General features: G+C 69.6%; 11 protein-coding genes. 3 read left to right on the forward strand and 8 right to left on the reverse strand.

Annotation, left to right across the window (positions count from 1 at the left end):
- Positions 1-23 precede the first annotated feature (23 nt).
- Positions 24-1,007, reverse strand: a complete 984-nt coding sequence (locus ABF401_RS04545; RefSeq protein ID WP_353508346.1) for a hypothetical protein — start codon at positions 1,005-1,007, stop codon at positions 24-26.
- 256 nt (positions 1,008-1,263) lie between these two features.
- Between ABF401_RS04545 and alr the strand changes: the two genes are divergently transcribed.
- From alr to ABF401_RS04560, 3 genes are read left to right on the forward strand one after another with little or no spacing between them, the layout of a single operon-like run.
- The gene (gene alr / locus ABF401_RS04550) at positions 1,264-2,442 is read left to right on the forward strand and encodes an alanine racemase (RefSeq protein ID WP_353508347.1); all 1,179 of its coding nucleotides are present in this window, start codon (positions 1,264-1,266) and stop codon (positions 2,440-2,442) included.
- Positions 2,439-3,452 (forward strand): D-alanine--D-alanine ligase family protein, encoded by a 1,014-nt coding sequence (locus tag ABF401_RS04555; RefSeq protein ID WP_353508348.1) that lies wholly within the window; start codon positions 2,439-2,441, stop codon positions 3,450-3,452. The genes alr and ABF401_RS04555 overlap by 4 nt, the downstream gene beginning before the upstream one ends.
- Complete coding sequence (locus ABF401_RS04560; RefSeq protein ID WP_353508349.1) at positions 3,433-4,185, forward strand: M15 family metallopeptidase; 753 nt, start codon at positions 3,433-3,435, stop codon at positions 4,183-4,185. Before ABF401_RS04555 ends, ABF401_RS04560 begins: the two co-directional genes overlap by 20 nt.
- A 45-nt stretch (positions 4,186-4,230) precedes the next feature.
- Here ABF401_RS04560 and ABF401_RS04565 read toward each other — a convergent pair whose 3' ends face one another.
- The 7 genes from ABF401_RS04565 to secY all read right to left on the reverse strand — a co-directional run.
- The gene (locus ABF401_RS04565; protein ID WP_353508350.1) at positions 4,231-4,584 is read right to left on the reverse strand and encodes an iron chaperone; all 354 of its coding nucleotides are present in this window, start codon (positions 4,582-4,584) and stop codon (positions 4,231-4,233) included.
- A 12-nt stretch (positions 4,585-4,596) separates the two neighbouring features.
- Positions 4,597-6,093, reverse strand: a complete 1,497-nt coding sequence (locus tag ABF401_RS04570) for a DHA2 family efflux MFS transporter permease subunit (protein ID WP_353508357.1) — start codon at positions 6,091-6,093, stop codon at positions 4,597-4,599.
- Between the two features lie 178 nt (positions 6,094-6,271).
- Positions 6,272-7,618, reverse strand: coding sequence for an NADP-specific glutamate dehydrogenase (gene gdhA, locus ABF401_RS04575; protein ID WP_353508351.1), 1,347 nt, complete (start codon positions 7,616-7,618; stop codon positions 6,272-6,274).
- A gap of 104 nt (positions 7,619-7,722) precedes the next feature.
- Complete coding sequence (locus ABF401_RS04580) at positions 7,723-9,159, reverse strand: serine hydrolase domain-containing protein (protein WP_353508352.1); 1,437 nt, start codon at positions 9,157-9,159, stop codon at positions 7,723-7,725.
- Positions 9,160-9,204: 45 nt separating this feature from the next.
- Entirely contained in the window at positions 9,205-10,047 is an 843-nt protein-coding gene (map, locus tag ABF401_RS04585; RefSeq protein ID WP_353508353.1) for a type I methionyl aminopeptidase, read from the reverse strand.
- Positions 10,048-10,057: 10 nt separating this feature from the next.
- The gene (locus ABF401_RS04590; protein ID WP_353508354.1) at positions 10,058-10,633 is read right to left on the reverse strand and encodes an adenylate kinase; all 576 of its coding nucleotides are present in this window, start codon (positions 10,631-10,633) and stop codon (positions 10,058-10,060) included.
- 8 nt (positions 10,634-10,641) lie between these two features.
- Positions 10,642-11,844: preprotein translocase subunit SecY (gene secY, locus ABF401_RS04595; protein ID WP_353508355.1), on the reverse strand; the 1,203-nt coding region annotated here is incomplete at its 5' end.

The raw sequence follows: 11,844 nt of genomic DNA on the forward strand, positions 1-11,844 counted from the left end.
GTTGCGGGGTCAGGCGGGGTGGGTCAGGCGGGGGTGGGTCCGGCGGACCACCGCTCGGGGACGCCACGAGGGCGGGCGGTGACGAGCCGTCTCGCGTCGCGGATCCGCTTCCCGATCAGCCCCGGCCGGTCGAGCTCGGACCACACGACCCGCTCGACCGGATGGCCCTGGCGCCGGATGTCGTCCTCGCGCCGCTTCTCGGCCCAGACAATCCGCCCCACCGCGTCGGGATCATCGGGGTCGGCCTGGTCGGCCCGGTACTTCAACCGTCCGTCGAACTCCACCGCTACGCCCTCGACGAGCAGGTCGACGATACCCACGAGCTGACCTGCGCCATCGCGCAGCTCGACCTGGCTGTCGTACTCGAGACCGAGATCCTGCACGATGAGCCGCGTGCGGGACTCGCCCGGGGACTGGGCCTTCCCGTCCATCCGGAGCACGCATTCGTGGGCACGGACGCGACCCTCGTGCGGCGACAGCCGGGCCACCTCGGCAAGGAGCTCGTCCAGCGTCACCCGTTTCGAGTTGAGCGCGGCGTCACCCGCCACAACTGCACACTCGACCCCCATCGTGAGGGCGGCACGGACGACTGCCCGGGCGATCGACACCGTCGGCACGCCGTCGACGCTGATGACGTCGCATCCTGCAGACGGATGCAGGTGCAGACCGTTCCGCGATGATCCGCGTCGGCTTCTCGTGATGAGGTCGATGCGCGCTGGGTCGTGGCCAAACAGCGCGAGCCCGTGAACCGCGAGCGCCGCGTGGTGGCTCAGCGCATCCCCGGGCCGGCTCCTCGCGATGGCGATGACCCGGAGGCGAAACCGCTCGTCGTCATCGGCAGCGAACCACAGGGCACCACTGACGAAGGCGCCCCTCCTGACGCGTACCACGTCACGAGAACGGGTTGCCGCCAGCAGCTCCGCATCAGAGACCCCGACGGCGTAGGCCTGCAGCGCCGAGAACGCCCCGCCGAGGGAGCCGGCCAGAGCCTGAAGTCGTGTGTCCATGGGAGGAGACTCAGCGGCATACGGCATGACGTGGGCAGGCCAATCGCTGGACTGTGGACGGCCACGACGCCGTCACCCGGTTGTGGACAACCGCAACACGCCCGGCTCCCATGAACTCACCAGTGTTGCCACGCGGTGACTTTCGAGGAGCCGGGCGTGTTGCCCAGTCAGAGCGGCGCGTCCACCTGTGGGAGGAGGCACGGATCGGCCCACGGGGCGATGTGGTGAGCCGCCGCTGCCTCATAGCGTCGCGGATGTGACCTCCACACTCGAGATGACCACAGGGACAGGGGATTTCGGCCTTGGCGTTGGCGATGGCCTGGCCGAGGCCGTCGTCGACCACTCAGCGATTCAGGACAACGTGCGCACTCTCGTCGCACAGGCCGGGGTGCCGCTCATGGCCGTCGTCAAGGCCGATGCGTTTGGCCACGGTGCTGTCCCGGTCGCGCGCAGCTGCCTCGCCGCCGGGGCGAGCTGGCTCGGCGTCACGAGGATCGGCGAGGGCGTCGAGCTTCGACGGGCCGGCATCACGGCCCCGATGCTCGCCTGGCTGTACGACCCGGCGAGTGCTGACCTGGCCCGAGCCCACACCATCGACCTGTCGGTGAGCAGCGCGGCCGACCTGGCAGCGGTGGCCCGGTCGCACGGGCCGCAACCCGCCCACATCCACCTCAAGCTCGACACCGGGATGCACCGCAGCGGCTGCCCGGGCGAGGACTGGGCCCGCCTGGCCCGCTCGAGCGCCGAGCTGGAGCGGGCCGGCATCGTTCGCGTCGTCGGGATCTGGTCCCACCTGTCACACGGGGGTCAGCCCGGCGCGATCGCCACGCACCGCCAGCTGCTCATGTTCGGCGCCGGAGTCGCCATCGCTCGCGGTGCGGGCCTGCACCCGACCGTCACGCACCTGGCGAACACCGCTGCAGTCCAGTCGAACCCGGCACTCACGAGGCACGACCTCGTCCGCGTCGGTGCGGGACTGTTCGGCATCGGGGAGGGCCTCCGACCGGCGCTGACCCTCCGCACCAGAGTCGTCCAGGTGCGCCGGGTCGCGGCGGGCCGGGGCGTCGGCTACAACCATGCCCAGCGCACGACCCGCGACACCCACCTCGCGCTCGTGCCGATCGGCTACGCCGACGGGATACCGCGCGCCGCCGCCGGCCGCGCCGAGGTCTGGGTCCGGGACCGACGAGCCCCCCTCATCGGCGAGGTGTCGATGGACCAGGTCGTCGTCGACGTCGGGCCTGAGCCAGTCGCCGTCGGGGACCCCGTCGTCGTTTTCGGCCCGGGCGTCCTGGGCGAACCCACCGCCCGGGACTGGGCGCGCTGGACCGACACCAACGAGCACGAGATCTACACCGGAATCGGGCAGCGTGTTCCCCGACGCCATGTTCGGCAGGTCACGGGCGAGCCGTCGACTGAGGGGGCAGCAGCATGAGGGTCGCAGTCGTCCATGGCGGCACGAGCACGGAACATGACGTGTCCCTCGCGAGCGGGCAGGGCGTCATCGAGGCCCTCCACCGCCTCGGGCACGACCCCATCCCGATCCTCGTCGACCGGGCCGGCGAATGGCACACACCGGCTGGGACCGGCCGGATCCACGCGCTCACAACCCTGCTGACCTGCGACGTTGTCGTCCCTGCTCTCCATGGAGTCGGCGGTGAGGACGGCACCGTCCAGGGGCTGCTGGAGATGCTCGGCCTGCCCTACGTCGGCAGCGGGGTGCGCTCGAGCGCCGTGTGCCTCGACAAGGGCCTGACCAAGGCTCTCGTGGAACGGGCCGGCGTCGCCGTCGCCCCCGGCATCACCATCGGTAGGGAGCGCGTCCTGGCGGCCATCACCAGCGAGCGGGAAAGAAGCGCGCTCCTGCTCGAGCTGTCCCACGCCGGCATCCACCTGCCGATGTTCGTCAAGCCGGCCCACGGCGGCTCCAGCATCGGAGTGACGCGCGTCACCGACCGAGCCGACCTCCGTGACGCCCTCGTCGCCGCGGGAGACGACGCCGTCCTCGTCGAGGCGGAGGTCGTGGGCCTCGAGGTGGACGTGCCGGTCCTCGAGCTGCCCGACGGCACGCTCCGGTGCGGACCGACGCTGCTCATCGACAGCGATCCCACGGAGCCCTTCTTCACGGAGGCCGCCAAGTACGACAGCGACGCCACCCGCTTCACCATCCCGGCGCCCCTCGCCGATCACCTGACTCGCGATCTCCAGGGCCTCGCCGTCACCGCGTTCCGCACCCTCGGCTGCTCCGGGCTGGCCCGCGTCGACTTCTTCGTGACCGCCGACGGTCCGGTCCTCAACGAGGTCAACACCTTCCCCGGCTTCACCGCGCAGTCGCAGTTCCCGCGGATGTGGGCGGCGGCTGGCCTCTGCTACGACGACCTTGTCGCGACGCTGCTGAACACCGCCATGAGGGAGGCCGGAGCCCGTGCCGCCGCTGCTCGCTGATCCGCTGATCCGCGACCTCGGCGTCGTCGATGACGGCTCCCGGCTGGTGGACCTGCGCGACCACGGCCTTCGCGTCGTCCCGACGGCGCCTCCCCTCCCGCTCGGGGCGAGTGACAACCTCGGCCGTATGCCGCTGAGCTCGCTCCCCTCCGCGCGCGTCCTCCCGCGCCTCCCGCACGTCGAGGCCCGCGAGACCGTGGCCGAGCGGCTGGTGGCCGCGGATGCGTGCCTCCCGCACGGTGTACGCCTGCTCGTCGTCGAGGGCCTTCGCCTCCTCGGCGCGCAGATCGCCATCCACGACGCGTACCGGCGGCGGCTCGCCACTGCCCACCCTGACCTGTCCGATGATGAGATCGCTGCTCTGACAAGCCGTTTCGTTGCCCCACCATCTGTAGGGCCCCATGTGTCCGGCGCCGCCGTGGACGTGACGCTGGTGGGCCCGGATGGGCCTCTCGACCTCGGCACCGCAATCGACGCGACGCCTGAGCAGAGCGGGGGTGCGTGCTATTTCGACTCCGCGGCGATCTCGTCCGAGGCCCGCCACAACCGGTCCGTGCTGGCGACCGTCCTGGGCGAGGCGGGCTTGGTCAACTACCCGACGGAGTGGTGGCACTGGTCCTTCGGCGACCGCTACTGGGCCCACGTCACCGGTCGCCCCTTCGCGATCCACGGCCCCATCCACCCCCGCAACACGCCCGGTAACGTGGAACGGACCCCTGTAGCCACACGGTGAGTTCCGAGGAGCCGGGCGTGTTGCGGAGGTGGGGGCGGGTGGCTGTCAGGCGCGGCCCTCGATCTCGTCGACGCGCATCCGGACGACCTTCTCGACAACCGAGTCGGGCAGGGGCCGGTCGACGTCGAACCGGATCGTGCCCTTGCTCACGGAGTAGCCGTCCAGATCGTCGGCCAGCACCTCGACGATGCTGCCGCTGAAGGGGAACAGCGACAGGTGCTTCGCGGCGGACACCACGGCGAGGAGCGGTTTGCCCCGGTACCGCAGCGCCGGCATGCCGTAGCCCATCCCCTCCTCCGCGTCCGGAACGATGCGTCGAGCAGTGTCGACGAGGCGCCTGAGCTCGGCGCGACGGGCCGCGTCGTCGATGCCGTCCAGGTAGTCGGTGACCGTTCCCATGCCACCATGCTCTCAGGCGGTCTGATGCCCCGGGCGCTCGAAGAAGATGACGGCGAAGACCCCAGCGAGCAGCACGCAGGCCGGCAGGAGCATCGACTCCGCCATGGCCGCCGCGAACCCGTCCGCAATCGCGGGCGGCATCGTTCCACCGGCCTGCTGGATCGCTCCACCGCCAGTGGGCATGCCAGGCAGGTTGGTGCTCAGACGCGCCTCCATGATGACCGCGATGCCGGCGCTGCCGAGGACGGCGCCCACCTGACGGGTCGTGTTGTACACGCCGGACCCTGCGCCCGCGGCGGCCATCGGCAGGTTTCGCGTCGCGGTGGCGCCGAGCGGTGCCCAGAGGAACGGGCTGCCGATGCCCATCAGGGCCATCGGGAGGAGCAACTGCCACGTCTTCGTCTCCGGCGCCATGATCGAGGCGAGCCAGAACAGCGAGGCCGAGCTGGTCAGGACACCGAAGCTGGTCAGCCAGCGCGGATGGAGTCGGTCGGTGAGCCGCCCCGCGACGGGTGCGAGGGCTCCCGAGATGACGGCCATCGGTGCGAGGAGCAGGGCCGCCTGGGTCGGCGACAGCCCGTGCACCGCCTGGGCGTAGAGCATGAGCGGGAAGGCCATGGCGGTGAAGGCGCAGCCGACGGCAGAGATGCCCGCGTTCGCCAGCGAGAAGTTGCGGTCCCGGAACAGCCCGAGGGGCAGGAGCGGCTCGCGCTCGTTGCGGCTCTGCCACCAGACGAAGATTCCGAGGACGACCAGGCCGGCGATGATGAGGGACGCGATGGAGATCGGACCCGCGATCGTCCCCCAGTCGTAGCTCTCCCCCTCCTGCACCCCGAAGACGAGCAGGAACATGCCGATGGCCGACAGCGCCACCCCGAGCCAGTCGAAGCTGTGCGAATGCGTCTCCAGCCGGGGCACGAGCCGGATCGCGAGGATGAGCCCGATGATCCCGACGGGCACGTTGACGAAGAAGATCCACTCCCAGCCGGGGCCGTCGGTCAGCACGCCTCCGAGAATGGGGCCGACGAGAATCGCGACTCCAGCGGTGGCGCCCCAGAGAGCCATCGCCTGGCCGCGCGATGCGGCCGGGAAGGTACGGGTGATGACGGCCATGGTCTGCGGCGTCAACATCGAGGCGCCGAGCCCCTGGACGACCCGGGCCACGATGAGCGCCCCGATGGTGACGGTCAGCCCGCACCACAGCGACGCGAGCGTGAACACGGCCAGGCCGACCAGGTAGAGGCGCCTCGGGCCGTACCGATCGCCGAGGCGTCCGGTGATGAGCAGGGGTACCGCGTAGGCGAGCAGGTAGGCGCTCGTCACCCAGACCACGCCGTTGACGTCGGCGTCGAGCGCGACCATGATCGCCGGCGTCGCGACCGCCACGATCGTCGAGTCGACGAGGATCATGAAGAAGCCGAGCACCATGGCCCAGAGCGCGGGCCACGGGCTGTGGGCGGGACCCTCGGGCACGGTCGGGCTTTCCGGCCGCACCACAGTCTGCGGCATGGCGCTGGTCGGCTCCTCGGCGTTCAGACGCTCGTCGGCCATGGACACCCCTCTCGATCCGGGTTCCGCGGCGTGCACCGACGGCACACGCGACAGCCCAGCCTACGCGCGCATGCTGAGGGTTGCCGAAGAACTGCCCGAGCTCCATCGGGGCGGGCGGGCTGCGGCCCGTTGCTGATCAGATGACGCCGAGCGCCAGGACCGCCTCCGCGAGCTGGACGAATGACGAGGTGTTCGCTCCGACGACATAGTTGCCCGGCGCACCGTACTCGTCTGCGGCCGCGGCGCAGCGCTCGTGGATCCCGGCCATGATGCCGGCGAGACGCTCCTCGGTGTACTCGTGGCTCCAGGAGTCGCGAGAGGCGTTCTGCTGCATCTCGAGGGCGGACGTGGCCACACCACCGGCGTTCGCAGCCTTGCCCGGCGCGAAGAGCACGCCCGCATCGCCGAAGACCCGGGTCGCACCCGGGGTCGTCGGCATGTTGGCGCCCTCGGCGACGGCGCAGACCCCGTTCTTGACCAGCTGGATGGCCGCGTCCTCGTCGAGCTCGTTCTGCGTCGCGCAGGGCAGCGCGATGTCGCACTCGACGTCCCAGATGCTGCCGTCGGTGACGTAGCTGGCCGAGGGCCGCTGGGCCGCGTAGAGGCTGATCCGCTCGCGGCGGACCTCCTTGAGCTCCTTGAGCAGCTCAAGGTCGATGCCCGCCCGGTCGACGACGTAGCCGCCCGAGTCGGAGCAGGCGATGACGGTGGCGCCGAGCTGCTGTGCCTTCTCGATGGCATAGACCGCGACGTTTCCGGACCCTGAGACGACGAGCCGCTTGCCGTCGAAGGAGTCGCCGCGGCTCTTGAGCATCTCGTTGACGAAGAAGACCGTGCCGTAGCCGGTCGCCTCCTTGCGGACGAGGGAACCGCCCCAGCCGAGGCCCTTGCCCGTGAGCACGCCGGACTCATAGCGGTTGGTGATCCGCTTGTACTGGCCGAAGAGATAGCCGATCTCGCGCCCGCCGACACCGATGTCGCCGGCCGGGACGTCGGTGTGCTCACCGATGTGCCGATACAGCTCGGTCATGAAGGACTGGCAGAAGGCCATGATCTCGCGGTCGCTGCGACCTTTGGGGTCGAAGTCGCTGCCGCCCTTGCCGCCGCCGATGGGCATGCCGGTCAGGGCGTTCTTGAAGATCTGCTCGAAGCCGAGGAACTTGATGATCCCGAGGTTGACGCTGGGATGGAAGCGCAGGCCGCCCTTGTAGGGCCCGAGGATCGAGCTGAACTCGACGCGGAAGCCCCGGTTGATCTCGATCTCGCCGCCGTCGTTGACCCACGGCACCCGGAAGATGATCTGGCGCTCCGGCTCGCACAGCCGCTCGAGCACCTTCGAGTCGGCGAACTCCGGGTGCTTCTTCACGACTGGGTCGAGGGACTCGAAGACCTCGAAGACGGCTTGGTGGAACTCATCCTCGCCCGGGTTCCGCCGCAGCACGACGTCATAGATGTCCTGGAGGTGAGGGTCGAGGGTGCTCATCGGGGTCTCCTGCTCTGTGGCTGCTCTGTGGCTGCTCCGTCCTCGATTGTGTCCCCCAACGACCGCCGCTGTTCAAGTGTCCGAATTGCGAAAACTGGATCTCATCAAGTGGAGCGAACCGCGAGGGAGAACGGGTCGGAGCCGGACAGCGGGCGGGTGCGCCACGTCAGCGTCGCCTCCCCCGCGGCGAGCTGGGCGTCGACCCGAAAGCGATGCGGGGTCTCGATGACGAGGACCTCGGCGACGAACTCGTCACCGGTGACCCACCCGCCGCTCGACATGACAGGCAGCCGCAGGTCCGCGGCCTCGAGGACGGACTCGACCCACTCGCCGTCACCGACCCGCACCTCGAGCCAGGCGCCGGCACGCTGGAGGCGGAGCACGTGTCCTGGCGAATCGCGTCGGACAGAGACGTCGGTGTACGTGGGCGGCAGTCCCAGTTCGCGTGGATCGTCACCTCGCCGGAACTCCGCCACCTCCGTTCCGCGGGCGCCGCCGGATCTGGGAGGAAGGGCGAGGCCGGCCAGCCGCTCCGTGAGGACGGCGTCCGCCTGACGCGACCCCGGAGCACCGATGGCGGGGAAGGCCGTCTCCCAGAATGCGTCGAGGACCTCCTGCGTCGGCCCGGACTCCGCGGTGATGGCGACCACAGCATCCTGCTCGGGCAGGACCAGCCCGAACTGTCCGAACGCCCCGTCCGCCCGATAGCCGTGGCGGGAGGTCCAGAACGAGTAGCCGTAGCCGAGGACCGAGTCGGCGTGACCGGCAGGGTCGCGGTTGGGTGGGCCGAACGGTCTGCTCGCCTCGTCGAACCACTCCGGCGCAAGGAGCTGCCGGCGGTGCCAGGACCCCCGGTCGAGCCAGAGCTGGGTGACGGCAAGAAGGGCCTCGGTCGTCAGGTGCGCTCCCGTGAACCCCAGCTCGTGGCCCATCGGGTCGCACTGCCAGGGCAGCTCGTCGATGCCCAGGGGCTCCAGCAGCCGGGGGCGCAGGATGTCGACGAGCCCCCGGCCGGTCGCGCCGTGGACGGCCCGGGAGAGCAGGTAGGTGGCCACCTGGTTGTACGCGAACGTCGTGCCCGGATCGTGCTCGGGCGTCGTGGCGAGGACGATGGGCAGCCAGTCGGTGCCGGAGCTCAGCACGTCGGCGCCCACCCCGACGAAGGCGGGGTCCCACGCGTCGGTCTCGTGGCCGACGGTCATGGTCAGGCAGTGACGCACCGTCACCCGCGCCCAGTTCGGGTGCAGCCGGGCGGGCGTGACGTGCGGGAGGTGGTCGAGCACCGGGTCGTCGAGCGAGAGGACACCCTCCTGCACGAGGAAGCCGACGGCAGTGGACGTCAGCGACTTGGAGACGGAGTAGACGAGCTGAGCGCGCTCAGCGGCATACGGCCGCCACCAGCCCTCTGCCACGACGTGTCCATGACGCGCGAGCATGAAGCTGTGCAGCTCGATCCCGCGCTCGTGCACCGCCTCGAGGAAGGCGACGATCCCCTGGGCGTCGACGCCTTGTGCGCTGGGAGTGCTTCGGGGAAGGCTCACGCCGGCGACGTTACGCGACAACCCTGACGTCGGCGCGAGGTGGCGTCAGGCGACGGGGGCGTATGCCGCTCCGCTGGCTTCCAGCGCGGCCTGGCCGCCATCGATGGCGGTGAGGATCCACAGGCCCTCGGGAAGGACCGCGACCGAGTGCTCCCAGTGACAGGCACGGGTGCCGTCCGCCGTCACGACGGTCCAGTCATCCGCGAGCACCTTCGTCGCTGTGCCGCCGAGGGTCACCATCGGCTCGATCGCCCCGGTGAAGCCAGCCGGCAGCTTGGGCCCGGACTCCGCGACCGCGTAGTTCGGGATCTGCGGATCCATGTGCATCTCGGTGCCGATGCCATGGCCGACGTACTCGTCGACGATGCCATAGCTGCGACCGTCGCGCTCGGACGCCGCGTCGATGCTCGCCTCGACGGCATCGCCGACCGCATAGAGGCGGCCGCCGACGCGCATCGCGGCGATCCCTGCGTAGAGGCTCGCCTGGGTCGCGGCGATGAGTGCCAGATCCTCGGGTCGGGCGGCCTCACGGCCGCCGACGACGACGGAGATCGCCGCGTCGCCGTTCCAGCCGTTCACCTCGGCACCGCAGTCGACCGACAGCACATCGCCGGCCTCGAGCACGCGGCTGCCCGGGATCCCATGGACCACCTCGTCGTTGACGCTCGTGCAGAGCGTGTGCGAGTAGCCGGGCACGAGCTGGAAGTTCGGGATGCCGCCGTGGCTGCGGATGAAATCCTCTGCCAGCCGGTCCAGCTCCGCCGTGGTCACCCCGGGGACGATGCGCCCTTCGAGCATCTCCAGGGTGCGACCCACGAGCAGCCCCGCCTCGCGCATGAGGAGGAGTTGGTCGTGGGTGCGCCCTTGGAGCTTGCGGCGGCCGAACACGCTGTCCTGCTCAGTCGCTTGCTCGCGCCGGCAGCGCGGTCAGGATCCGGTCGGTGACCTCGTCCATGTCGCCCATCCCGTCGACCTGGACGAGCAGGCCGGCGTCGGCATAGTGCTTGGCGAGCGGCGCGGTCTCGCGGCGGTAGATGGCCTGCCGCTCGCGGATGACGTCCTCGCTGTCGTCGGAGCGACCCTCGATCTCGGCGCGTTTGAGCAGGCGCTCGACGACGGCGTCCTCGTCGACAGTCAGCTCGAGGACCGCATCGAGCGCGTGCCCCTGGCGGGCCAGCATCGCGTCGAGGGCGTCGACCTGCCCGGCCGTGCGTGGGTAGCCATCGAGCAGGAAGCCGCGCTCGGCATCCGGCCAGGAGAGCCGGTCCTCGACGATCTCGTTGGTGACCTCGTCGGGCACGTAGCCGCCCGAGGAGAGGATGGACTCGACGCGCTGACCGAGCTCGGTCTGCTCCTTGATGTTGGTGCGGAAGATGTCGCCGGTCGAGATCGCGGGGATCGCCAAGCGCTCGGCGATCCGCGTGGCCTGCGTTCCCTTACCCGCACCGGGGGGGCCGAGGATGATCAGTCGCATCTGGGTCATTACCGGAGGAACCCTTCGTAGTGGCGCTGCTGCAGCTGCGCCTCGATCTGCTTGACCGTCTCCAGTCCGACACCGACGATGATCAGGATCGAGGTTCCACCGAAGGGGAAGTTCTGGTCCGCGCCGATCGCCGCGATGGCGATGAGCGGGATGAGCGAGACGATCGCGAGGTACAAGGCACCCGGCACGGTGATTCGGGTGATGACGTAGTTGAGGTACTCAGCCGTGGGTCGCCCGGCCCGGATACCTGGGATGAAGCCGCCGTACTTCTTCATGTTGTCGGCGACCTCGGTCGGGTTGAAGGTGATCGCCACGTAGAAGTACGTGAAAAAGATGATGAGCGCGAAGAACGTCAGCATGTAGATCGGCGAGTCCCCGCGCACCAGGTAGGTGTTCACCCAGGTGTACCAGCCCTGTGGGTGGTTCTGGTTCCCGAACAGGGAGGACATCAGCTGGGGGATGTAGAGCAGCGACGAGGCGAAGATGACCGGGATGACACCGGCCTGGTTCACCTTGAGCGGGATGTAGGTGGATGTGCCGCCGTACATCTTGCGGCCCACCATGCGTTTCGCATACTGCACCGGGATACGGCGCTGGGCCTGTTCCATGAACACCACGAAGGCCACGATGGCGATGGCGACCACCGCCACCACCAGCAGCACCACGATGTGCTTGGAGTCGTAGACGTCCACCATGTAGCCCGCCATCTGCGAGATGACGGTGGTGAAGATGAGCACCGACATGCCGTTGCCCACGCCACGGTCGGTGACCAGCTCGCCGAGCCACATGACGACGCCTGTACCGGCGGTCATCGTGATGACGAGCGTCACCAGGGTCAGCCAGTTGGGCAGGCCCGTCTGCGGGATAACCGGCGTGTTCGGGCACAGGCCGGAGAAGAGCTGACCCGACCGGGCGAGGGCCACGAAGGCCGAGGACTGCAGCACCGCGAGGCCCAGGGTCAGGTAGCGGGTGTACTGCGTGATCTTCGCCTGCCCGGACTGCCCTTCCTTCTTGAGCAGCTCCAGCCGCGGGATCACGACCGTCAGCAGCTGCAGGATGATGCTCGCCGTGATGTAGGGCATGATCCCCAGCGCGAACACGGTCAGCTGGAGCAGGGCCCCACCGGAGAACAGGTTGATCAAGCCGTAGAGGCCGCTGTCCTTGGTGGCCTCGAAGCACTCCTGGACGTTGGGCACGTTCAC

Origin of the sequence: Intrasporangium sp. (assembly GCF_040414665.1) — a bacterium.
Taxonomy (GTDB): domain Bacteria; phylum Actinomycetota; class Actinomycetes; order Actinomycetales; family Dermatophilaceae; genus Intrasporangium.

What these genes read in the sequence shown, in the direction of transcription:
- ABF401_RS04545 (WP_353508346.1), bottom strand. Translation starts at nt 1,007, where the DNA reads ATGGACACACGACTTCAGGCTCTGGCCGGCTCCCTCGGCGGGGCGTTC.
- ABF401_RS04555 (WP_353508348.1), top strand. Translation starts at nt 2,439, where the DNA reads ATGAGGGTCGCAGTCGTCCATGGCGGCACGAGCACGGAACATGACGTG.
- ABF401_RS04565 (WP_353508350.1), bottom strand. Translation starts at nt 4,584, where the DNA reads ATGGGAACGGTCACCGACTACCTGGACGGCATCGACGACGCGGCCCGT.
- ABF401_RS04570 (WP_353508357.1), bottom strand. Translation starts at nt 6,093, where the DNA reads ATGCCGCAGACTGTGGTGCGGCCGGAAAGCCCGACCGTGCCCGAGGGT.
- gdhA (WP_353508351.1), bottom strand. Translation starts at nt 7,618, where the DNA reads ATGAGCACCCTCGACCCTCACCTCCAGGACATCTATGACGTCGTGCTG.
- ABF401_RS04590 (WP_353508354.1), bottom strand. Translation starts at nt 10,633, where the DNA reads ATGCGACTGATCATCCTCGGCCCCCCCGGTGCGGGTAAGGGAACGCAG.